Origin of the sequence: Pseudomonas sp. B21-028 (assembly GCF_024749045.1) — a bacterium.
GTDB lineage: Bacteria > Pseudomonadota > Gammaproteobacteria > Pseudomonadales > Pseudomonadaceae > Aquipseudomonas.
The window spans coordinates 957,299-979,752 of the sequence record NZ_CP087184.1 but is presented as its reverse complement, the minus strand read 5'-3'; the positions used below and the strand labels follow the sequence as shown (position 1 = coordinate 979,752).

Sequence of the window (22,454 nt, the reverse complement as noted above, 5' to 3'; positions counted from 1 at the left end):
GATACTAGCTCCAGACCCGAGCACTCTCCGCCTGAAAGAAAACGACCCTGTGCGCCCCTAGATAAGCTTGAGCGTTCCCTTGCAACAAGAGGTTGCCTTCGCTGTCCTTGTCGCCATAAACGCTCACGAAAACCTTCTCGATCCTGCTCTTTCTTATCTGATCGAAAATGTGCCGGTCATTGTCGTCGAAAGAGTGACCATAGATAAACAATACCCCTTCCAGCCAACCCAACCGCTCAAAGCAGTAACTGAGGTAGGGGTTATGCTGGATTCTGACTTTCTTGCGCTCATGGGTAGGTTCTGAAACGAAGGTGGGAAACTTCCTATTTTCCATGTTCCATTTCACTTGCTCAATAATCGACTCGCCCTGATCCGTACAAGCATGTTTCTTCACTCCGGCTTGCGTATCGTAAATATGCAGCCCCCCGTGAAGAAAATGCACATTCTGCGCATCAGGTCCTTCCCATACCCGTCCCCAACGAAAACCGTCGTCGGTCTTATAATTTTCCGGCTCGAGACCATCTTTATTCCTGGCCCAATAAAACAGCAGATCGTAGTTAAGGGTAAAAACCTCGTGGAATGGCTGGAGAAACTTTCTTACAGCCACATACTGCGCATCAGTGACGTCATGGGGTAATTCAGGATGGGTCTTCGAAATGACCTCTATCAGCGCGGTCTTGATAATTTCCTGATCCATTCGAACTTGGTCTATCAACACCGGATCCGCGTTGTAGATCCTGAGAATATCTTCAGTCGCAATCAGCTTCTTCATGATTTTCTCAAAATCATACGTCTTGAACGTATCAAAAATGCGCCTGATGACAAACTCTCTTCCGCCAAACTCGGCACTTGAGAATAGGCTTTTATAGCTGAATATATTGCTGTTCCAAGCCTGAGAGAATCCATTGGCAAGGAGAATGGAGCAACTCTCATTTTCGACGGATGAAAAAGCTTCTTCAAAAGTGATCACGTACGCTTCCTTGTGGCAGAGTGGTCAGGTCCTGCCACAATGATAACAATACGCCATCATCCAGACCATTCTGTCATCCACAAAAACACGTCGAGCTTAAATCCACCCACCCCACTGCAACACAAAGATCCCAAGGTTGGTGGTGATCGCCGCCATCAACGTGGTGATGACGATGATCGCAGCCGCCAGTTCATGGTTGCCATCGGCGGCGCGGGCCATGACGAAGCTGGCGGCGGCGGTGGGGCTGCCGAAGTACAGGAACAGGATCCCCAGTTCCGCGCCGCGAAAGCCCCAGAGCCAGGCGCCCAGGGTGGTCAGCACCGGCAGGCCGACCATTTTCACCAGGCTCGAACTCATGGCCATCCTGCCGCTTTTGCGCAACACCGCCAGCGACAGGGTGCCGCCGATGCAGATCAACGCCAGGGGCAGGGTCATCTGCGCCAGGTACTTGCCCGATGTCTCGAACCAGTTCGGCAGGCCGATCTGCCAATAGGCGAACGGGGCGGCGATGATCACGCTGATGATCAGCGGGTTGCTGAACACGCTTTTGCAGATGTTCCACGGGTCGGACTTGATCACCGGGCTGTAGACCGCCAGCACGATGGTCGACAAGGTGTTGTAGAGCAGGATCACCAATGCAGCGAGGATCGCCCCCAGGGAAATCCCGTAGTCGCCATACATGCTTGCCGCCAGCGCCAGGCCGATGATCCCGTTGTTGCCGCGAAACGCACCTTGGGTGTAGATGCCGCGATCTTCCCGCGGGCAGCGCCAGATCGCCCATCCCCAGGCCATGGCGAAGCTCACCAGGGTGGCGACGGAGAAATAGATCAGCAGGTCCGGCTGCAACGCCGCATGCAGGTCGGCATGGAGGATGCCGAGGAACAACAGCGCCGGCATGGTGACGTTGAACACCAGGGACGAGGCGATGTGGATGAAGTTGTCGTTGATCCAGTCGATGCGCTTGAGCAACGCCCCCAGGAACAGCATCGCAAACACCGGCGCGGTGATGTTCAGGGTTTCGAGGAAAATTGCCAGCATGCCGGTGACCTTGAGAGGGGTGTCGTTAGGTGGCTAATGATAAGCCACACACGGCATTGGCGTCTGGTGAAGCGTCTTCGCGAGCAGGCTCGCTCCCGCATTGATGCTTCGGTGATCCGAAAACCTTCATCCACCACAAATCCCCTGTGGGAGCGCGCCTGTGGGAGCAAAGCTCGCTCGCGATGAAAGCACCTCGATCCGCCATGAGACAGCGTTATCGTTCATCGCGAGCAAGCTTTGCTCCCACAGGCCCGCTCTCACAGGGGGAGTGAGGATCAGGTAATCGGCGCTGGGTTGAACAAGGTGATGTCGTTGTACAGCTTGTGCCGTTCTGCCCAGGTCTGCTTCTTGCCGCTGGCCACATCAAGGTAATAGTGGAACAGTTCCCAGCCCAACTCTTCGATCGAAGCGCGGCCCGTGGCAATCCGGCCGGCGTCGATGTCGATCAGGTCCGGCCAGCGCTGGGCCAGTTCGGTGCGGGTCGAGACCTTCACCACCGGGGCCATGGCCAAGCCGTAAGGCGTGCCCCGGCCAGTGGTAAACACGTGCAGGTTCATCCCTGCCGCCAGCTGCAATGTGCCGCAGACAAAATCACTGGCCGGGGTGGCACAGAAGATCAGGCCTTTCTGCTTGAAGCGCTCGCCCGGACCGAGCACGCCGTTGATCGCGCTGCTGCCGGACTTGACGATCGAACCCAGGGATTTTTCGACGATGTTCGACAGCCCGCCCTTCTTGTTGCCCGGCGTGGTATTGGCGCTGCGATCCGCCTCGCCCTTGGCCAGGTAACGGTCGTACCAGTCCATCTCGCGCACCAGTTCCTGGGCGACTTCCCGGGTTTGCGCCCGGGAGGTCAACAGGTAGATGGCATCGCGCACTTCGGTGACTTCGGAAAACATCACGGTCGCGCCGGCGCGCAGCAACAGGTCCGAGGCATAGCCCAGCGCCGGGTTGGCGGTGATGCCGGAAAACGCATCGCTACCACCGCACTGCATGCCCAGGATCAGCTCCGAAGCCGGCACGGTTTCGCGACGGCGCTGGTCGAGCTTCTTCAGGCGGGTTTCAGCCAGCGCCATGATCTGCTCGATCATCTCGGTGAAGCCGTGGCTGGAGTCCTGCAGGCGATACAACCATGGCTCGCTGAGGTCCACCGAGCTGTCGTTTTCGTGCATCACCTGGCCGGCCTGCAATTTCTCGCAACCCAGGCTGATCACCAGCGCTTCGCCACCCAGGTTCGGGTTACGCGCCAGGTTGCGCACAGTGCGGATCGGAATGTACGCATCGGTGGCGGTGATCGCCACGCCACAGCCGTAGCTGTGGGTCAACGCCACCACGTCGTCGACGTTCGGGTACTTGGGCAGCAATTCATCCTTGATGCGCTTGACCGCATGATCCAGCACCCCGGTCACGCACTGCACCGTGGTGGTGATGCCCAGGATATTGCGCGTGCCAACGGTACCGTCGGCGTTGCGGTAGCCTTCGAAGGTATAACCCTCCAGCGGCGCATCCGCCGCCGGCACGTCGGTGGACAGCGGCAGGCTGTCCAGCGGTGGCGCGGTGGGCATGCGCAACTGGTCTTCCTTGACCCAGCTGCCACGGGGGATCGGTTGCAGCGCGTAGCCGATGACCTGGCCGTAGCGAATCACCTCGCCGCCCTCGGGAATGTCCTGCAGCGTGACCTTATGGCTCTGGGGCACGAAGTCCACGGTGACCAGGCCGTCCGGAAACTCGGTCCCGGCCGGCACACCCTGGTCATTGACGACGATCACCACATTGTCCCGCTCGTGCAGGCGGATGTAGCGGGGCGAATCGGCATGTTCAATCAGTTGCATCGGTGCCGCTCCTTCAGGATTTGGCTTCAGACAGACTGGAGAGGTCGGCATCCCTGGCCATGGGTTCCTTGAGCACGACACGCTTGATCGGCCCGACGATGACCAGGTAGCTGAACACCGCCACCAAGGCGTTGCAACCGACGAATACCAGTGCCCACTTGAACGAACCGGTGGCACTGATGATGTAGCCGATGACGATTGGCGTGGTGATCGACGCCAGATTGCCGAAGGTGTTGAACAAGCCACCGCTCAGACCGGCGATCTGTTTTGGCGAGGTGTCGGACACCACGGCCCAGCCCAGCGCGCCCACGCCCTTACCGAAGAAGGCCAGGGCCATGAAGCCCACCACCATCCATTCGATTTCAACATAGTTGCAGGCCACGATGCTGCTGGACACCAGCAGGCCGGCAATGATCGGCGCCTTGCGAGCGAACGTCAGCGAGTGACCCTTGCGCAACAGGTAATCGGAAATCACCCCACCCAGCACACCGCCGATGAAACCGCAGATCGCCGGCAAGGACGCGATGAAACCAGCCTTGAGGATGGTCATGCCGCGTTCCTGAACCAGGTATACCGGGAACCAGGTCAGGAAGAAGTAAGTGATGCCGTTGATGCAGTATTGGCCCAGGTACACGCCGAGCATCATGCGGTTGGTGAGCAATTGGCGGATGTAATCCCATTTCGGACCGTCGGCCTTCTTCTCTTTCTTCCCTTTGTCCTGATCCATGTCGACCATCGCACCGTTGGCGGCGATGTGGTTGAACTCGGCGTCATTGATCAGCGGATGCTGGCGTGGGCTGTGAATCACTTTGAGCCAGATCAGCGAGAACACAATGCCGACCACGCCCATCACAATGAACACGTGCTGCCAACCGAAGCGGTAGACGATCCAGCCCATCAGCGGCGCGAACAACACCGTGGCGAAATACTGCGCCGAGTTGAAGATCGCCGAGGCGGTGCCGCGCTCTGCGGTGGGAAACCAGGCGGCGACGATACGTGCGTTACCCGGGAAGGACGGCGCTTCGGCCAGTCCTACCAGAAAACGCAGCATGAACAGCGCGACCACGGCCGTCGACATACCGAATTCACCGACATAACCTTGCAACACGGTGAACAACGACCAGGTAAAAATGCTCAGGGCATAGATTTTTTTCGAGCCGAAACGGTCGAGCAGCCAACCACCGGGAATCTGCCCGGCGACATAGGCCCAACCAAAAGCGGAGAAAATATAACCGAGGGTAACGGCGTCAATGCCGAGGTCTTTCTGCAGGCTGGAGCCTGCGATGGCGATAGTTGCGCGGTCGGCATAGTTGATCGTCGTCACCAAAAACAGCATGAGCAGGATCAAATAGCGGACGCGGGTCGGCTTGGTTTCTTGCATGTAATCTACTTCCACTATTTATTTTTATACGGGAAATCAAATTGTGCGGTCGGCGCCGGTTTCGGCGCCGACCGGTGTTGCGTGTTACGAACCGATGTAGGAGGTCTTCACCACGGTGTAGAACTCCTGCGCGTAGCGACCTTGCTCGCGCGAACCATAGGACGAACCTTTGCGCCCGCCGAACGGCACGTGGTAATCCACGCCGGCGGTCGGCAGGTTGACCATCACCATGCCCGCCTGGGAATGGCGCTTGAAGTGGTTGGCATACTTCAGCGAGGTGGTGGCGATACCGGCCGACAGACCGAACTCGGTGTCGTTGGCCATCGCCAGCGCCGCCTCGTAGTCGGCCACGCGCACGACGTTGGCCACCGGGCCGAAAATTTCTTCGCGGCTGATGCGCATGGCCGCTTCGCTGTCGGCGAACAGGGTCGGCGCCAGGAAATAGCCTTCGGTGTCGCAGGTTACCAGGCCACCACCGCTGACCAGCCGCGCACCTTCGCTCTGGCCAATGTCGATGTACTTCAAGTCCTGGCTGAGCTGGGCTTCGGAAACCACCGGGCCGATGTCCGTACCCGCCTTCAGGGCGTGACCGACCTTGATCGATTGCATGCGCTCGGCCATGGCTTCGACGAACCTGTCGTGAATGCCGGCGGTGACAATCAGGCGACTGGAGGCCGTGCAACGCTGGCCGGTGGAATAGAACGCACTCTGCACCGCCAGTTCGACGGCCTGCTTGAGGTCGGCGTCGTCGAGGATGATCTGCGGGTTCTTGCCGCCCATCTCCAACTGCACCTTGGCCTGGCGCGACACGCAGCTGACGGCGATCTGCCGGCCCACGCCCACGGAGCCGGTGAAGCTGATGCCGTCGACTTTCGGGCTGTTGACCAGGATGTCACCGACCACGCGACCGCTGCCCATCACCAGGTTGAACGCACCGGCCGGGAAACCGGCGCGGGAAATGATTTCCGCCAGGGCCCAGGCGCAACCTGGCACCAGCTCGGCGGGCTTGATCACCACGCAGTTGCCGTAGGCCAGGGCCGGGGCGATTTTCCACGCGGGGATGGCGATGGGGAAGTTCCACGGCGTGATCAGGCCAACCACACCCAGGGCTTCACGGGTCACTTCGACGTTGACGCCCGGACGCACCGACGGCACATAGTCGCCGGACAAGCGCAGGCATTCACCGGCGAAAAACTTGAAAATGTTGCCGGCGCGGGTCACTTCGCCGATGGCCTCGGGCAGGGTCTTGCCCTCCTCCCGGGCCAGCAGTTGGCCGAGTTCTTCGCGGCGGGCGAGGATCTCGCTGCCTACCTTGTCCAGCGCATCGTGACGAGCCTGGATGCCCGAAGTCGACCAGGCCGGGAACGCGGCGCGGGCGGCTTCGATGGCGGCATTGACTTGAGCAGCGTCAGCCTTGGCGTACTCGCCGATGACATCGGACAGGTCAGACGGGTTGATGTTGGTGCAATAGTCGGCACCGGCCACCCACTGACCATTGATGTAGTTATCGAAACGCTTTGCATCTGCCACGGATGCTTCTCCTTACAAATAGCCTGTCTGGTTCCGAGAGCGTTCCCACGCGGAGCATGGGAACGAGCCGCTGATTGCTCAGCGGCTCGCCGGGGTCTGTTACTGCTTGCCTTGCTTGTCGATCAGCGCGGCCAGGGCTTCGTATTCGTCCGGTAGCAGATCGGTCAGCGGCGTGCGCACGGGACCGGCGTCGTAGCCGACGATCTTCGCGCCCGCCTTGACGATGCTCACGGCATAACCGGCCTTGCGGTTGCGGATATCCAGGTACGGCAGGAAGAAGTCATCGATGATCTTGCCGACAGTGGCGTGATCGTCGCGGGCGATGGCGCGGTAGAAGTCCATCGCGGTTTTCGGGATGAAGTTGAACACCGCCGAGGAATAGACCGGCACGCCCAGGGCCTTGTAGGCCGCTGCGTAGACTTCAGCGGTCGGCAAACCGCCCAGGTAGCTGAAGCGATCGCCGAGGCGACGACGGATCGACACCATCAGCTCGATATCGCCCAGGCCGTCCTTGTAGCCGATCAGGTTCGGGCAACGCTCGGCCAGTTGTTCGAGCTGCGCGGCGTTCAGTCGGCAGACGTTGCGGTTGTAGACCACCACGCCGATCTTCACCGATTTGCACACGGCTTCAACGTGAGCGGCAACACCGTCCTGGCTGGCTTCGGTCAGGTAGTGCGGCAGCAGCAACAGGCCCTTGGCACCCAGGCGCTCGGCCTCTTGGGCGTACTCGATGGCCTGGCGAGTCGCACCGCCGACACCGGCGAGAATTGGCACGCTGGTGGCGCAGGTATCGACAGCCGTCTTGATGACCTGGGAATACTCGCTGGCGGCCAGGGAGAAGAATTCACCGGTGCCACCGGCGGCGAACAGGGCCGAGGCGCCGTAGGGAGCCAGCCACTCGAGGCGCTTGATGTAGCTGTCGCGATTGAAATCGCCTTGGGCAGTAAAATCGGTGACCGGGAACGACAGCAGGCCAGACGAGAGGATGGACTTCAGTTCTTGTGGATTCATTATTCGAACACCCTGGGACGCAAAAATATGTTTGAGAGAGATAAGCTTCGGCCAGAAGTTGTAGGTCATCGTACAACTTAAAATACGAACGTCAACTGCATTTCGTCATCAAGGAGGGAAAAAGTCCGGCGGACCGTTCATCCGCACTGTCGACTTTGACAGTTTCGACTCGTCAGGCGATGCCCTAAAACAGCCTGAACAGCCACGGAGAGCAAACCATGAAGACCCAACATCGATTCCAATACACCCACGAAGCCAAACAGCAGACGCTGGACTTCACCGTATTCGACCTGCACGTCAACGTAGGCGATCGAGTGGTGTTTCCAGGCAGCGACCAGGCCCACATCGTTACTTACAAGGAATTCCACCTGAACGACGACGGCAGCGTCGGACATGTCGATTACCGGACAGATTAGGTTGATGGCGCCTTCAAGTCACATCGCCACGGTCGGCCCCTCAAGGAGTGACACTATGAGTACCTATAAAAAGCCTGTTCTCGTCCAATTCCCGGACACAGACGAAGTCACCATCGATCTGACGGATCTGGAGAGTGGGTTGAAATTCAGAATCCCGGAGCTGGATAAAATCGGATACGAATGGGAAGTCGCCCCGATACTGGGCTCGGAACCCGTTGAATGGGCCGATCGAAAGTCCCTGGCCAGCTATGACGACGAGGGCAATGCGCAGAAACTCACCGTACTGGAACTGATAGTGCCCAAGGCCAGGCTGGAAAAGTATCGCGGCCAGGTGGTTGAACTGCGTTACCGGTATTTCAGCGAGTCCGATGGCTATGGCGATGAGATGGTTTCGGCGCCGGTGCGCTTGAAGGTTGAGTAAGGTTCTTCGGCTCAGGCCGCGTGCAGGCACATAGGTATGGAGGTAGACCATCCTGTGGCGAGGGGATTTATCCCCGCTGGGCTGCGCAGCAGCCCCAAAGGCAGCGACCTCAATTAATCTGACACACCGAGGTGTCAGGTTGGGGGCTGCTGTGCAGCCCAGCGGGGATAAATCCCCTCGCCACAGGGTATCCCGGCGGACTCAGCCCTGCGCTTGCGCTTCTTCATGGGCCTGGCGCAGCCGCTCGCGGCTGTTGGTCAGGTGAAGGCGCATGGCGGCACGGGCGGCGTCCGAGTCCTGGCGGGCGATGGCTTCGTAGATTTCTTCGTGCTCGCGGCTCAGGCGGTCCATGTAGTGTTGCTGGTCGTCATGGGCCAGGCGTGCCGAGTTCACCCGGGTGCGCGGGATGATGCTGGTGCCCAGGTGGGTCATGATGTCGGTGAAATAGCGGTTGCCGGTGGACAGGGCGATTTCCAGGTGGAAAGCGAAGTCCGAGGCCACCGCATCGGTGGCGTGAGCCGCACTTTCGTTCAGTGCATCGAGGGCTGTACGCATCGCGGCCAACTGCTCGTCGCTGCGGCGCTGGGCGGCGAGCCCGGCGGACTCCACTTCCAGGCTGATGCGCAACTCCAGGATCGCCAGCACGTCACGCAAGGTGACCACCGTGGCCGGGTCGATTCGAAAACCGCTCGGGCTGGGGGTGTCCAGCACGAAGGTGCCGATGCCGTGGCGGGTTTCCACCTGGCCGGCCGCCTGCAAGCGTGAGATCGCTTCACGTACCACGGTGCGGCTGACGCCATGGGCCTCCATGATCGCCGACTCGGTGGGCAACTTGTCGCCACGCTTGAGCAGGCCGTCACGGATCTGCTCGGTCAGCACCGTCACCAACTCCTGCGCCAGGCTGCGGCGCTTACGGGGAAAGCGTGGTACGTCGATCGGGTTTTCCATGGGGCTCTTTCTCGGCAAGCGATTGAATGCGCATTATCATAGCGTAACGTGGTTGTATGATCACTGTGTTCCCTGGCGGCCTTCCCAAGGGTTGCTGGCCACCACAGTGGTCAGACACGGCCATCAAGTGACTACAGCCCGCTCCAGCAGTTGGCCATTTTCGATACGTACATGTCGTGGATGGAATCGTTTCAAGCTGCTTCGGTGGCCGACGCTGACGATGCTCAACCCCGGCAACTGATCGATCAACGCCTGGTACAGCGTCGCTTCGTCCTCCTCATCCATCGCCGACGTCGCTTCGTCCATGTACAACCACAGCGGTGCGTAGAGCAGTGCCCGGGCAAAGGCCAGGCGCTGCTGCTCGCCGGGCGAAAGCATGCGCTGCCAGTGGTTGCTTTCATCCAGGCGTGCGATCAGGTGCGGCAGGCGGCAGGTTTCGAGCACCTGTGCATAACGTTCGTTAGGGTAGACGTCGCCGGGCTGTGGATAACTCAGCACCTCGCGCAGGCTGCCAATGGGCAGATAGGGTTTCTGCGGCAGGAACAGATAACGTGCCGCCGGCAATACAATGCGACCATGCCCGGTGGGCCAGAGGTGCCCCATCGCCCGGAACAGCGTGGATTTACCACTGCCGGAACGGCCACTGAGCATCACCCGCTCCCCAGCGCCAACGGTCATGTCGGCGGCGTCGAGCAGATGACGCCCGTCATTCAGGTCCAATCCCAGCTGGTGCACTTTCAGTTGGTTGCCCTGGTTCTGCACGTCGATGGCCGGTATGCGCGCCTCGTTGTCGCTCATGGCCTGACGGAAACTCAGCAGACGATCACAGGTGGCGCGCCACGCGGCGAGGTCGGTATAGGCGCTGATGAACCAGCTGAAACTCTCCTGCACATTGCCGAACGCCGAGTTGATCTGCATGAGTTCGCCCAGCTGGATCTTGCCGGCGAAGTAACGCGGCGCCGCCACCATGAACGGGAAGATGATCGCGATCTGGCCGTAGCCGGAGGTGAAGAACGTCAGGCGCTTGGACACCCGCATGATGTCCCAGAAGTTATGCCAGACCAGGCCGAAACGCCCGCTCAGGCGACGGTTTTCGTTGGGCTCGCCGTTGTACAGCGCAATGCTTTCGGCGTTCTCGCGCACCCGCACCATGGAAAAACGCAGGTCGGCTTCGAAGCGCTGCTGGTTGTTGTTCAGGCCGATCAGGCGACGACCGATCAGGTGCGTCAGCCAACTGCCCACCGCCGCGTACACCAGCGCGCACCAGAACATGTAGCCCGGAATGGTGTAGCCGAACACTACGATACTGCCCGACACACCCCACAGGATGATCGAGAAGGACACCAGGCTGACCACGTTGCGCAACAAGCCCAGCCCCAGGCCCAAGGTATTGCTGGTGAAGCTGTTGAGGTCTTCGGAAATCCGCTGATCCGGGTTGTCGGTGTAGCCGCCCTGCTCCAACTGGTAGTAATTCTTGTTGTCGAGCCAGCGGGCAAAATGCTGCTCGGTCAACCAGGCCCGCCAGCGAATGGTGAGCATCTGCGTGAGGTACAAGCGGTACACCGCGCCCAGGATCGCCACCGCGGCGATGCCGCAGAAATATAGAATCAGCTGCCAGAACGCCGCGCTGTTTTTCTCTTGCAGGGCGTTGTAGAAGTCCTTGTACCAACTGTTGATCCACACCGAAATCGCCACGCTGAACAGTGACAGCGCGATGACCGCGATCAACAGCGTCCAGGCCTTGCCCTTCTCCTCACTGCGCCAGTACGGCGTGGTCATCTGCCAGACACGGCGGAAAAAATGGCCGCGCACTGTATCGTTGACCGCGGAATATTCAGCGTTCTGATTCATGGTTAAAGCTCAATAAGGAGAAAGAGTCGGGCCGATCATAGAGCAACGGCCCGATGTGTCGCGAGGGGGTGGACAACATCCGTTCAGCACAGGTTCAGCGACGCACGGGACGCTTCTGCAATTTGCGCTGCAAGGTGCGCCGGTGCATGCCCAGGGCGCGGGCGGTGGCGGAAATGTTGCCTTCGTGCTCGGTCAGCACCCGCTGGATGTGCTCCCATTGCAGGCGATCCACCGACATCGGGTTCTCCGGCACCAGGGTGTCGAGGTCGGCATGCTCGGACAGCAGCGCGGCCAGCACGTCGTCGGCGTCGGCCGGTTTGCACAGGTAATTGCAGGCGCCGCGCTTGATGGCTTCGACCGCCGTGGCGATGCTCGAATAACCGGTGAGGATCACCACGCGCATCTCCGGGTCCAGTTCCAGCAGCTTGGGCAGCAGCACCAGACCCGAATCGCCGTCCATCTTCAGGTCCAGGGCGGCGTAGTCCGGCAGATCGGCCTGGGCGATGGTCAGGCCCTCCTCGGCGGAACCGGCGGTGCTCACGCGAAAGCCGCGACGGGACATCGCCCGGGCCATGACGCGGGTAAACGTGGCGTCATCATCCACCAGCAACAGGTGCGGCAGTTCTTCGCCGTCGACTTGGATCTCGTCACTCATGTTCGTCTCCTCGGTCGGCATGGGGCAGGCGCAGCTCGGTGAGCGTGCCGCCGCTTTCATGGGGGTAGAGTTTCACCGAGCCGCCAGCGCGTGTCACGCTGGCCTTGCTCAAAAACAGGCCCAGGCCGAGGCCTTTGCCCTTGGTGGTATAGAACGGCTTGCCGATCTGCTCGGCGATGGCCAACGGCACACCGGCACCGTGGTCGCGAATGCTGATGATCAATTCGTAGGCATTCCACTCCAACGCCACCTCCAGGCCTTCGGGGCAGGCATCGGCGGCGTTGTTCAACAGGTTCAGCAACGCCTGGGTCAAATCCGGCGGCGGTGCCATGCGCGGCACCGGGCCGTAGCCCAGGCACCGAAATCGATAACTGGCTTCCGGGCGCATCAGGTGCCAGCGATTGAGGGCCTCGTCGAGCCAGTCGGTGACGTCCTGCATGTCGATCGCCAGCCGGCGGTTGGCCTCGGCGGCGCGCACCAGGTATTGCAGGGTCTCCTTGCAGAGCTTGACCTGATCCTGCAACACGCTGAGGTCGTCCTGCAACATCGGATCGGGATGATCCTGCTGCATCTCCTTGAGCAGCACGCTCATGGTCGCCAGCGGTGTACCCAGCTCATGGGCGGCGCCGGCGGCCTGGGTCGCCACGGCCAGCAGCTGTTCGTCCCGCAGGCCCTCTTCACGACGGATGGCCCGAAGCTCTTCCTGGCGGCGAAGCTCTTCGGCCATGCGCGCGGCAAAAAACGTGATGACCGCCGCGGCCAGGGCGAAACTCAGCCACATGCCGTAGATCTGCAGGTTCTCCCGGGCGATGGGGAAGGTTTCCAGGGGATAGAACCGCGCCAACAACAAGGTATACAGCGCCAGGGCGATGCCAGAAAGAATCAGCGAATAACGCCACGGCAGCGTCACCGCGGCGATGGTCAGCGGCACCAGGTAATAGGACACGAACGGGTTGGTCGAACCGCCGGAGAAATACAGCAAGGCACTGTGGATAAACAGGTCGCAGGCCAGTTGCACCGCGTACTCCAGCTCCGTCACCGGCCAGGAGGCGCGCAGGCGGATGGCCGTCAGCGCACACAGCACCGAGGCGCACACCAGCGTAATCGCCAGTTGCAGCCAGGGCAGCGGCAACAGCTCGAACCAATAGGCGAGCCCCACGGATCCGGCCTGGGCCGCAAGGACCAGGATACGGATGAACGTCAGCCGCCAGAGGTTCTGGCGCGAGGCGGAAGTCATTTGCAAAGGGACGAGCATGAGCTCTCCTGATGAGCGCTCCAGGCGAATCGCACGGAGTATAACCAAGGCGCGGGTGACAGCGGCAGCTATGCGGCAAAGCGCCACAGCCTCGAAATGACACACCCCCCCTGTGGCGAGGGGATTTATCCCCGCTGGGCTGCGAAGCAGACCTAAAGCCAGACACCGCGCCCTATCAGATGGACTGAGTTGCTGCCTTTGGGGTTGCTGCGCAACCCAGCGGGGATAAATCCCCTCGCCACAAGGGTGCGTCATTGGCCTTATGCATCTGTATAGAAGTTGTAACTGTGCGAACCACACCGCAAACGCTAGAGTCTTATCGTTCACGCAGGCCCGGACCTGACCCCTGCACATCATCCCAAGGAGCTTTCATGCACACGTTCAGTCGCCCCGCCGCCCTCCTCGCCCTCAGCCTCGGCACCGTCGCCAGCCTGCCGGCGCTGGCCGCCGATGAACTGCACTACAACCAGATTTCCCTGCGCGCCGAAGCCAGCCAGGAAGTGGCCCGTGACCTGATGATCGTCACGCTCTACACCGAAGAGCAAAACACCGACCCGGCCAAACTCGCCGCCGCCGTCAGCACCACGCTGAACAAAGCCATCGACCAGGCCAAGCAGGTCAAGGACATCACCCTGCGCCAGGGCAGCCGCAACAGCTATCCGATCTACGACGGCAAGGGCCAGAAAATCACCGGCTGGCGCGAACGCGCCGAACTGCGCCTGGAAAGCGCCGACTTCGCCGCCCTGTCCAAACTCACCGGCGAACTGCTGACCGACATGAAAATGGGCGGCATGGACTTCGCCATCTCCACCGCCACCCGCCAGAGCAGCGAAGACGCCCTGCTCAAGGACGCCGTCAACGCCTTCAAGGCCCGCGCCCAACTGGCCACCGAAGCCCTGGGTGGCAAGGGCTACAAAATCGTCAACCTGAACCTCAACACCAACGGTTATCCACAGCCCTACATGCGCGCACCGATGATGATGAAGGCCGGGGCCATGGATGCCGAGTCCGTCACGCCTGAAGTGGAAGCGGGCACCAGCAAGGTGAGCATGACGGCGGATGGGGCGATTGAGGTATTGATGCAGTAAAAGGGCTGACCGAGATATCCAGCCCAGTGACACGCTTTGTGGCGAGGGGATTTATCCCCGCTGGGCTGCGTAGCAGACCCAACCCTGACACCTCGGTGTGCCAGGACGATTGAGGTCGCTGCCTTTTGGGGCTGCTACGCAGCCCAGCGGGGATAAATCCCCTCGCCACAGGTTAGCGTTGAACCGCTCCTGCGCTACGCCTCACCCGGACTGGCCGACGCCTCAAGCTGATCCAGCGCCTTGTCCACCAGCAACTGACACAACTCCACCAACTGATGAATCCCCAGCGCCACGCTGCGGCGCGTGCCATCCACCTCGAAGGCCAGATCCTCGGCCATGGCCTTGACCGAGGCCAGGGTTTCGCAGGTGCTGGTCAATAGCGTGTCGGCGTCTGCTTTGGCGGTGACTGAAAAGAGGCTGTCGATGCGCGGGTCGGTGCTGGGCTCTGGAGGCTTTGGGTTGAGGTAATGATCGAGCACCCGCTCGGCAGCGGCGCGGTCTTTGAGAAGTTCTTCGAGGGTGTCAAAACTGGAAAGAGGGTTGGTTCTGTTGAACGGCGGATCGGGAATCAACTTGTCCATATTCAATGTTCCTACTAAACGTGAAATTTGGAGCCATCCCAGTGTCGTTTCCACGCGACAATAAAGGTGGCAGCGGTACGCGGGGTGGAAATACCGGTTAGTAGGACCCGGCCAGACCGAAGCCTGCCCACGCACAGCTGCCAGAACGCAGTTTGCAGACGAAACAGGACGTCGGCAACACGATGTTCAGCTAGGCCACTACTAAAGGGTTCAGGTTTCCACACCCGGTCGCTGAATGGCAGCGACGTTCAAAGGTTAGAGAGCCCACTTCCGAGGGACAACCCTAAAAAGCCGTGGGATGTTTCCCTTCGGTCCAGAAGATCCTTCCGATGCACCTGAATGATTCGCGCTGCCTCCAGCCTTACCACAACACTGTGGCGAGGGAGCGAGCTCCCTCGCCACAGGGCAGCGTCCAACCTGCAGCTATGCCCAAAGTCAGGGGTCCCCCTCACTTTTGGATATTTCCAACCATCTCCACTACACAGCTACTCTCCATGAAAACCGTCACCACGCCCCAAGGGACTTCATGGACAGAACCACTTTCCAACCATTGCTGCTCACCCTCGCCCTGATCGGCTGCACCCCGCTGGCCCAGGCCGCCACCACCCTGGTCTACTGCTCCGAAGCCAGCCCCGCCGGGTTCGATCCCAGCCAATACACCAGCGGTACCGACTTCGACGCTTCGGCCGAAACCGTCTTCAATCGTCTCACCCAGTTCAAGCGCGGCGGCACCGAAGTCGAGCCGGGGCTGGCGACGCGTTGGGATGTCTCCGCCGATGGACTGGTCTACACCTTCCATCTGCGCGACGGCGTGAAATTCCACACCACCGACTATTTCACCCCCACCCGCGACTTCAACGCCGACGACGTGGTGTTCACCTTCCAGCGCCTGCTCGATCCGCAACAGCCGTTCCGCCAGGCCTACCCGACCGAGTCGCCCTACTTCACCGACATGGGCCTGAACACCACGATCAAGAGCGTCGAGAAAGTCGACGAGCACACGGTGCGCTTCAACCTGAACAACGTCGATGCCGCGTTCGTGCAGAACCTGGCGATGAGTTTTGCCTCCGTGCAGTCCGCCGAATACGCCGCGCAGTTGTTGAAGGAAGGCAAGGCCGGCGACCTCAACCAGAAACCCGTCGGCACCGGCCCGTTCGTGTTCAAGCGCTACCAGAAGGACTCGCAGATCCGCTACGCCGCCAATACGGCCTATTGGAAACCCGAGGACGTGAGGGTCGATAACCTGATCTTCTCCATCACCCCCGACGCCGCCGTGCGCCTGCAAAAGCTCAAGCGCAACGAATGCCAGGTCAGCGGTTACCCGCGTCCGGCCGACATCGAAGTGATGGAACAGGACCCGAACCTGCAAGTGCTCAGGCAACCCGGCTTCAACCTGGGCTTCCTCGCCTACAACGTGACGCACCCGCCCCTGGACCAGCTCAAGGTCCGCCAGGCGCTGGACATGGCCATCGATAAACCGGCGATCATCAAGGCGGTGTACCAGAGCGCCGGGCAACTGGCCCAGAACGCTCTGCCGCCGGCCCAGTGGTCGTTCGACCCGGCCATCAAGGACGCGCCCCACGACGTGACCAAGGCCAAGGCGCTACTCAAGGAAGCCGGGGTGGCGCCAGGTACCACCATCAATTTATGGGCGATGACGGTGCAACGCGCCTCCAATCCCAACGCGCGGATGTCGGCGCAGATGATTCAGCAGGATTGGGCGAAAGTCGGCATCAAGGCCAACATCGTCAGCTATGAGTGGGGTGAGTACATCAAGCGCGCCAAGAATGGCGAACACGACGCCATGATCTACGGCTGGACCGGCGACAACGGCGACCCGGACAACTGGCTTGGCGTGCTCTACAGCTGCGCGGCGGTCAAGGGCAGCAACTACGCCAAGTGGTGCGACCCGGCCTACGACAAGCTGATCCAGCAAGCCAAGGTCTCGACCGACCGCCAACAACGGATCGACCTGTACCGGCAGGCGCAAAAGATCCTCAAGCAACAGGTGCCCATCACGCCGATTGCCAACTCCACGGTGTTCCAGCCGATAAACAAAAAAGTCGTGGATTTCAAACTCAGTCCGTTTGGCCTTACACCCTTCTACGGCGTGGGTTTGCAGCAGTAGAACCCGCCCCAACCCGGTGCGCGACAAGCCCGTTGCGCACCGATTCAAGGCACTGTTTGCACCAAAAACGCCAGCGCAAACGATCAACTGCGTCAGAACTTACACAGATGCGACATTAAGGTACGTTCGTGCCACTGTTTCAGATTTGGAACCGCTCTGGATCTTGCATTGGGTATGGGGCCTGCATAAGTATCCGCAGGACGACTCACGAGGTCGCCCTCAAATCCAAAAATGACAACAAATCATGAGGCCAACATGCTTAAACACGCGGTCATTCCGTTTTTAGTCGGCGCAAGCCTATTAGCCAGCGCCCCTTTCGCCCACGCGGCGACTAACCTGGTGTTCTGCTCCGAAGGCAGCCCGGCGGGTTTCGACCCGGGTCAATACACCACCGGAACCGACTTCGACGCCTCAGCCGAGACCATCTTCAACCGCCTGACCCAGTTCGAACGTGGCGGTACCGCCGTGATCCCGGGCCTGGCGACCAAGTGGGACATTTCCGAAGACGGCCTCACCTACGTCTTCCATCTACGTGATGGCGTCAAGTTCCATACGACCCCGTATTTCAAGCCGACCCGTACCTTCAATGCCGACGACGTGCTGTTCACGTTCAACCGCATGATCAACAAGGACGACCCGTTCCGTAAGGCGTACCCGACCGAATTCCCGTACTTCACCGACATGGGCATGGACACCAACATCGCCAAGGTCGAGAAGATCGACGACAAGACCGTCAAGTTCACCCTCAACGCCGTCGATGCCGCGTTCATCCAGAACATGGCGATGCACTTCGCGTCCATCCAGTCCGCCGAATACGCCGCCCAGTTGCTCAAGGAAGGCAAGCCTTCCGATATCAACCAGAAGCCGATCGGCACCGGTCCGTTCGTGTTCAAGAGCTACCAGAAAGACTCGAACATCCGCTTCACCGGCAACAAGGACTACTGGCTTCCGGAAGACGTGAAGATCGACAACCTGATCTTCGCCATCACCACCGATCCGTCGGTGCGTATCCAGAAGCTGAAGAAGAACGAATGCCAGATCACTCTCTTCCCGCGTCCTGCCGACTTGCAGGCCATCCGTGAAGACAAGAACCTGAAGATGCCGGACCAGCCGGGCTTCAACCTGGGCTACATCGCCTATAACGTGATGGACAAGATCAAGGGCAGCGACCAGCCCAACCCGATGGCCCAACTGAAAGTGCGCCAGGCGCTGGACATGGCCGTCAACAAGCAGCAGATCATCGACTCGGTGTACCAGGGCGCCGGCCAACTGGCGGTCAACGCCATGCCGCCGACCCAGTGGTCCTACGACACCACCATCAAGGATGCGGGGTACAACCCCGAGAAAGCCAAGCAGTTGCTCAAGGAAGCGGGCATCAAGGAAGGTACCGAAATCAACCTGTGGGCGATGCCGGTCCAGCGCCCGTACAACCCCAACGCCAAGCTGATGGCTGAAATGCTGCAGTCCGACTGGGCCAAGATCGGCATCAAGGCCAAGATCGTTACCTACGAGTGGGGCGAGTACATCAAGCGCTCCAAGGGCGGTGAGAACGGCGCGATGCTGATCGGCTGGAGCGGCGACAACGGTGACCCGGACAACTGGCTCAACGTGCTGTTCGGTTGCGACTCGCTGCAGGGCAACAACTTCTCCAAGTGGTGCGACAAGAAGTTCGACGACATCGTCAAGCAGGCCAAGCGCACTTCGGACCAGTCCAAACGCACCGAGTTGTACAAGCAGGCGCAACACATCCTCAAGGATGCCGTGCCGATGACACCTATCGCTCACTCGACGGTGTTCCAACCCATGCGCACCAACGTGCAGGACTTCAAGATCAGCCCATTCGGCCTGAACTCCTTCTACGGTGTCAGCGTCAGCAAATGAGGTATGCAACGGCGGCGTCTCCTGACGGCGCCGTTGTTTTATCTGCCAAGACCCGGGAAATCGCCTACTTCCAAACACATCTGCGCGGCATGGCAGTTGGTTGAGGACGTACAGCCCTTTCTCACAAGTCTTTCAGGCGTTACGCATTGACTGCCAAACCCACGGCCATACCGTTGGATCCTGGCAGACCTGTTGACCCTGTGGCATTGCTGCATGCAATGGAATGAGCTCAGTGTCCCGGACCTGTCCCCGGATGGACGCCGGTTCACTGTTTAACACCCCGAACGAAAGAGGGAGCGTCATGCGCCATACCCTGATTTTTTCTGCATTGCTGAGTACCGGCCTGCTGGCCGCGACATCCGTGGCCCAGGCCGCCGCCGGCGGTAGTCTGGTGTTCTGCTCCGAAGGTAGCCCCGCCGGTTTCGATACGGCGCAATACACTACCGCCACCGATAACGATGCCGCCGAGCCGTTGTACAACCGCCTGGCCGAGTTTGAAAAAGGTGCGACCAATGTCGTACCGGGCCTTGCGACGAGTTGGGATATTTCCGAAGACGGCCTGAAATACACCTTTCACCTGCGCGAAGGGGTGAAATTCCATAGCACCGCATACTTCACGCCGACCCGGGACTTCAACGCCGACGACGTGCTGTTCACCTTCAACCGCATGCTCGATCCGCAGCATCCGTTCCGCAAGGCCTACCCCACCGAATTCCCGTATTTCAATGGCATGAGCCTGAACAAGAACATCGCCAAAGTGGAGAAGACCGGACCGCTGACCGTGGTCATGACCCTCAACAGCGTCGATGCGGCGTTCATCCAGAACATCGCCATGAGCTTCGCCGCGATCCTGTCGGCCGAATACGCCGACCAGTTGCTCAAGAGCGGCAAGCCGAGCGACATCAACCAGAAGCCCATCGGCACCGGTCCGTTCGAGTTCAAGAGCTACCAGAAAGACTCCAACATCCGTTACGTCGCCAACCCCCAGTACTGGGCGCCGGAGCGGGTCAAGCTGAAGAACCTGATCTTCTCGATCAACACCGACGCCTCGGTGCGGGTGCAGAAGCTCAAGGCCAACGAATGCCAAATCACCCTGCATCCGCGTCCGGCCGATGTGCCGGCGTTGAAGAACGACCCCAAGCTGCAACTGATCGAGAAGCCCGGTTTCAACCTGGGCTACATCGCCTATAACACCCGCCACAAACCGTTCGACCAGGTCGAAGTGCGCCGTGCGCTGGACATGGCGGTGAACAAGCAGGGCATCCTCAACGCCGTGTACCAGGGCGCAGGGCAACTGGCGGTCAACGCCATGCCACCGACCCAGTGGTCCTACGACGACACGATCAAGGACACTCCCTACAACCCGGAAAAAGCCAAGGAGCTGCTCAAGGCCGCCGGGGTCAAGGAAGGCACCGAGATCACCCTCTGGGCCATGCCCGTGCAACGTCCGTACAACCCCAACGCCAAGCTGATGGCCGAAATGCTCCAGGCCGACTGGGCGAAGATCGGCCTGAAGGTGAAGATCGTCAGCTACGAATGGGGCGAGTACATCAAGCGCACCAAGAACGGTGAGCACGACATCAGCCTGATCGGCTGGACCGGCGACAACGGTGACCCGGACAACTGGCTGGGCACGCTGTACAGCTGCGACGCCATTGGTGGCAATAACTACTCCATGTGGTGCGACCAGGATTACGACAAGCTGATCAAGCAGGCCAAGGTCGTCACCGACCGCGACCAGCGCACCGTGCTCTACAAACAGGCCCAGCAGTTGCTCAAGCAGCAAGTGCCGATCACCCCTGTTGCCCACTCGACGGTCAACCAGCCGCTGAGTGCCAAAGTCGAAGGATTCAAGGTCAGCCCCTTCGGTCGCAACGTGTTCTCGGGCGTCAGTCTGAACCCATAACCGATTAGTCCTACAGCGAGGGCCCCTTGGGGCCCTTACGCAGAGGTCTTGCCGTAATTCGCCGATCAGGCCAACTGCAAACGTTTGCGATCTGTAGTCCGCAGTAAAACCAATAGCCGTATCACTGAAGAAGACCGGCATTAAAAAGAAAGAAAAAGGAGCGTTACCCATGAAATTGAGCAGCACCGCGTTACTGGCCCTGGCCATCAGCAGCGTTACCGCGACAGCCTGTGCTGAGTCGCAAAGCCAGGACTTCATGCCGACCGAACTGGCTGGCACCAACGCCCAATCCGAAGCCAAGGGTTTCCTCGACGGCCAGAGCCTGTCGGGCACAACACGGAACTGGTATGCCAACGAACTGCTGAAACGAGGCAACTTCAGTTATCAGAAGCACGGTGAGACACGCCCAACCGACCGGCGCATCAACTGGGTCCAGGGCACCATTCTCAACTACACCTCGGGCTTCACCCAAGGCACCGTCGGTTTCAGCACTGAAGTCGCGGCCTATAACGCAGTAGTCCTGGACCGTAGCCGCAAGGATATCGCCAACGGCGGCAACCGCACCCTGGCCGAGAACAACGGCGATGCCGTGGACCAGTGGAGCAAGCTGGGCCTGGCCAACATAAAGGCACGGGTTTCCAACACCACCCTGACCGCCGGGCGCCAGAACTTCAGCACCCCGATCGTCGACGTCATCGGCAACCGCGCGCTGCCTTCGAGTTTCGAAGGTGTAAGCCTGCACAGTGAAGAATTCAGCAACTTGTCGTTCGATGCCGGCGTGTTCGACCGCGTCTCGCCACGTACCGAACAGAGCCTGTCGAAATTCCGCTCCGAGTACACCAACAACAGCGCAGAAACCGACAAGGTCAGCGTCGTCGGTCTGAACTACCAGCCACTCAAGAGCCTGAAGACCAGCCTGTACGCCTCTCAGGTCGAAGACTTCTGGAACCAGTACTACTTCGGCGCCACCCACGAACTGGGCGACGCTTCGGTGCTGGCCTTGACCACCGGCCTGAACTACTACAAGACCGTGGACGAAGGCAAAAAGGAGATGGGTGAAATCGACAACGACACCTACTCGCTGTCGTTGGGCCTGACCCACCAGGCCCATACCCTGACGTTCTCCTACCAGGCGGTGAACGGTAACGAATACTTCGACTACCTGCACGAAACCAACGGCATCTACCTGGCCAACTCCCTGCTGTCGGACTTCAACGGCCCAAACGAAAAATCCTTTCAGATCGCCTATGGCATCAACATGGCTGAATACGGCGTGCCAGGTCTGAAGTTCAACGTCTACCGTGCTCGCGGCTGGGGCATCGACGGCACTCATTACACCGGTACCGCCTATGACGTTCGCGGCCTGAACGATGAAAATCATTACGAAACCGGCGTGGGTGCTTCCTACGCGGTGCAGAGCGGTCCGTTGAAGGCCACGGCGATTCGTGCCACCTACACCGAACACCGCTCCAGCCGTAACCAGATTGACGGCAGCATCAACGAGTTCCGCCTGGTCACCACCGTTCCGTTCAACATTCTCTAACCGTGCACGGACGGTCGACCCA

18 protein-coding genes are annotated in these 22,454 nt (G+C 60.0%); 7 read left to right on the top strand and 11 right to left on the bottom strand.

Annotated features, from left to right (window positions below; genetic code table 11):
• Window positions 1–4 precede the first annotated feature (4 nt).
• The 6 genes from LOY35_RS04195 to kdgD all read right to left on the bottom strand — a co-directional run bounded on the left by LOY35_RS04195 (window position 5) and on the right by kdgD (window position 7,759).
• Window positions 5–970: a DUF4917 family protein gene (locus LOY35_RS04195; protein WP_258630900.1), complete on the bottom strand. Its 966-nt coding sequence runs from the start codon at window positions 968–970 to the stop codon at window positions 5–7.
• Window positions 971–1,066: 96 nt separating this feature from the next.
• A complete protein-coding gene (locus LOY35_RS04190; protein ID WP_258630899.1) occupies window positions 1,067–2,008 on the bottom strand; it encodes an AEC family transporter in 942 nt (313 codons plus the stop codon).
• 275 nt (window positions 2,009–2,283) lie between these two features.
• Window positions 2,284–3,837 (bottom strand): galactarate dehydratase, encoded by a 1,554-nt coding sequence (gene garD / locus LOY35_RS04185; protein WP_258630898.1) that lies wholly within the window; start codon window positions 3,835–3,837, stop codon window positions 2,284–2,286.
• Window positions 3,838–3,850: 13 nt separating this feature from the next.
• Window positions 3,851–5,218, bottom strand: coding sequence for an MFS transporter (locus tag LOY35_RS04180; RefSeq protein ID WP_258630896.1), 1,368 nt, complete (start codon window positions 5,216–5,218; stop codon window positions 3,851–3,853).
• Window positions 5,219–5,302: 84 nt separating this feature from the next.
• Window positions 5,303–6,748 (bottom strand): aldehyde dehydrogenase family protein, encoded by a 1,446-nt coding sequence (locus LOY35_RS04175; RefSeq protein WP_258630895.1) that lies wholly within the window; start codon window positions 6,746–6,748, stop codon window positions 5,303–5,305.
• 99 nt (window positions 6,749–6,847) lie between these two features.
• Window positions 6,848–7,759, bottom strand: coding sequence for a 5-dehydro-4-deoxyglucarate dehydratase (gene kdgD, locus LOY35_RS04170; RefSeq protein ID WP_258630892.1), 912 nt, complete (start codon window positions 7,757–7,759; stop codon window positions 6,848–6,850).
• A 218-nt stretch (window positions 7,760–7,977) separates the two neighbouring features.
• Between kdgD and LOY35_RS04165 the strand changes: the two genes are divergently transcribed.
• Window positions 7,978–8,175: a hypothetical protein gene (locus LOY35_RS04165; RefSeq protein WP_258630890.1), complete on the top strand. Its 198-nt coding sequence runs from the start codon at window positions 7,978–7,980 to the stop codon at window positions 8,173–8,175.
• A gap of 55 nt (window positions 8,176–8,230) precedes the next feature.
• Complete coding sequence (locus tag LOY35_RS04160) at window positions 8,231–8,596, top strand: hypothetical protein (protein ID WP_258630888.1); 366 nt, start codon at window positions 8,231–8,233, stop codon at window positions 8,594–8,596.
• A 201-nt stretch (window positions 8,597–8,797) separates the two neighbouring features.
• Here LOY35_RS04160 and LOY35_RS04155 read toward each other — a convergent pair whose 3' ends face one another.
• The 4 genes from LOY35_RS04155 to LOY35_RS04140 all read right to left on the bottom strand — a co-directional run bounded on the left by LOY35_RS04155 (window position 8,798) and on the right by LOY35_RS04140 (window position 13,305).
• The gene (locus LOY35_RS04155; protein ID WP_258630886.1) at window positions 8,798–9,544 is read right to left on the bottom strand and encodes a FadR/GntR family transcriptional regulator; all 747 of its coding nucleotides are present in this window, start codon (window positions 9,542–9,544) and stop codon (window positions 8,798–8,800) included.
• Window positions 9,545–9,667: 123 nt separating this feature from the next.
• Window positions 9,668–11,395 (bottom strand): ABC transporter ATP-binding protein/permease, encoded by a 1,728-nt coding sequence (locus tag LOY35_RS04150; RefSeq protein WP_258630881.1) that lies wholly within the window; start codon window positions 11,393–11,395, stop codon window positions 9,668–9,670.
• A gap of 94 nt (window positions 11,396–11,489) precedes the next feature.
• Window positions 11,490–12,050, bottom strand: coding sequence for a response regulator transcription factor (locus LOY35_RS04145; protein ID WP_003177957.1), 561 nt, complete (start codon window positions 12,048–12,050; stop codon window positions 11,490–11,492).
• A complete protein-coding gene (locus tag LOY35_RS04140; RefSeq protein ID WP_258630879.1) occupies window positions 12,043–13,305 on the bottom strand; it encodes an ATP-binding protein in 1,263 nt (420 codons plus the stop codon). Before LOY35_RS04140 ends, LOY35_RS04145 begins: the two co-directional genes overlap by 8 nt.
• A gap of 371 nt (window positions 13,306–13,676) precedes the next feature.
• On the opposite strand from LOY35_RS04140, the gene LOY35_RS04135 reads away from it, so the two are divergent.
• Window positions 13,677–14,393, top strand: coding sequence for an SIMPL domain-containing protein (locus LOY35_RS04135; protein WP_258630878.1), 717 nt, complete (start codon window positions 13,677–13,679; stop codon window positions 14,391–14,393).
• 194 nt (window positions 14,394–14,587) lie between these two features.
• Here the strand turns inward: LOY35_RS04135 and LOY35_RS04130 are convergent, their stop codons facing one another.
• Entirely contained in the window at window positions 14,588–14,974 is a 387-nt protein-coding gene (locus LOY35_RS04130; protein ID WP_258630877.1) for a DUF6124 family protein, read from the bottom strand.
• Between the two features lie 526 nt (window positions 14,975–15,500).
• Between LOY35_RS04130 and LOY35_RS04125 the strand changes: the two genes are divergently transcribed.
• The 4 genes from LOY35_RS04125 to LOY35_RS04110 all read left to right on the top strand — a co-directional run bounded on the left by LOY35_RS04125 (window position 15,501) and on the right by LOY35_RS04110 (window position 22,432).
• Entirely contained in the window at window positions 15,501–17,102 is a 1,602-nt protein-coding gene (locus LOY35_RS04125; RefSeq protein WP_258630876.1) for an ABC transporter substrate-binding protein, read from the top strand.
• Between the two features lie 255 nt (window positions 17,103–17,357).
• The gene (locus LOY35_RS04120) at window positions 17,358–18,983 is read left to right on the top strand and encodes an ABC transporter substrate-binding protein (RefSeq protein ID WP_258630875.1); all 1,626 of its coding nucleotides are present in this window, start codon (window positions 17,358–17,360) and stop codon (window positions 18,981–18,983) included.
• Window positions 18,984–19,284: 301 nt separating this feature from the next.
• Window positions 19,285–20,889: an ABC transporter substrate-binding protein gene (locus LOY35_RS04115; RefSeq protein WP_258630873.1), complete on the top strand. Its 1,605-nt coding sequence runs from the start codon at window positions 19,285–19,287 to the stop codon at window positions 20,887–20,889.
• A 169-nt stretch (window positions 20,890–21,058) separates the two neighbouring features.
• Complete coding sequence (locus tag LOY35_RS04110; protein WP_258630872.1) at window positions 21,059–22,432, top strand: OprD family porin; 1,374 nt, start codon at window positions 21,059–21,061, stop codon at window positions 22,430–22,432.
• Window positions 22,433–22,454 lie beyond the last annotated feature (22 nt).

Bases quoted from the DNA above. Each gene is read 5' to 3' on its own strand.
- LOY35_RS04130 (WP_258630877.1), bottom strand. From the start codon at position 14,974: ATGGACAAGTTGATTCCCGATCCGCCGTTCAACAGAACCAACCCTCTT.
- LOY35_RS04140 (WP_258630879.1), bottom strand. From the start codon at position 13,305: ATGCTCGTCCCTTTGCAAATGACTTCCGCCTCGCGCCAGAACCTCTGG.
- LOY35_RS04190 (WP_258630899.1), bottom strand. From the start codon at position 2,008: ATGCTGGCAATTTTCCTCGAAACCCTGAACATCACCGCGCCGGTGTTT.
- LOY35_RS04120 (WP_258630875.1), top strand. From the start codon at position 17,358: ATGCTTAAACACGCGGTCATTCCGTTTTTAGTCGGCGCAAGCCTATTA.
- LOY35_RS04125 (WP_258630876.1), top strand. From the start codon at position 15,501: ATGGACAGAACCACTTTCCAACCATTGCTGCTCACCCTCGCCCTGATC.
- LOY35_RS04115 (WP_258630873.1), top strand. From the start codon at position 19,285: ATGCGCCATACCCTGATTTTTTCTGCATTGCTGAGTACCGGCCTGCTG.
- LOY35_RS04145 (WP_003177957.1), bottom strand. From the start codon at position 12,050: ATGAGTGACGAGATCCAAGTCGACGGCGAAGAACTGCCGCACCTGTTG.
- LOY35_RS04160 (WP_258630888.1), top strand. From the start codon at position 8,231: ATGAGTACCTATAAAAAGCCTGTTCTCGTCCAATTCCCGGACACAGAC.
- kdgD (WP_258630892.1), bottom strand. From the start codon at position 7,759: ATGAATCCACAAGAACTGAAGTCCATCCTCTCGTCTGGCCTGCTGTCG.
- LOY35_RS04180 (WP_258630896.1), bottom strand. From the start codon at position 5,218: ATGCAAGAAACCAAGCCGACCCGCGTCCGCTATTTGATCCTGCTCATG.
- garD (WP_258630898.1), bottom strand. From the start codon at position 3,837: ATGCAACTGATTGAACATGCCGATTCGCCCCGCTACATCCGCCTGCAC.
- LOY35_RS04150 (WP_258630881.1), bottom strand. From the start codon at position 11,395: ATGAATCAGAACGCTGAATATTCCGCGGTCAACGATACAGTGCGCGGC.
- LOY35_RS04165 (WP_258630890.1), top strand. From the start codon at position 7,978: ATGAAGACCCAACATCGATTCCAATACACCCACGAAGCCAAACAGCAG.
- LOY35_RS04110 (WP_258630872.1), top strand. From the start codon at position 21,059: ATGAAATTGAGCAGCACCGCGTTACTGGCCCTGGCCATCAGCAGCGTT.
- LOY35_RS04135 (WP_258630878.1), top strand. From the start codon at position 13,677: ATGCACACGTTCAGTCGCCCCGCCGCCCTCCTCGCCCTCAGCCTCGGC.
- LOY35_RS04155 (WP_258630886.1), bottom strand. From the start codon at position 9,544: ATGGAAAACCCGATCGACGTACCACGCTTTCCCCGTAAGCGCCGCAGC.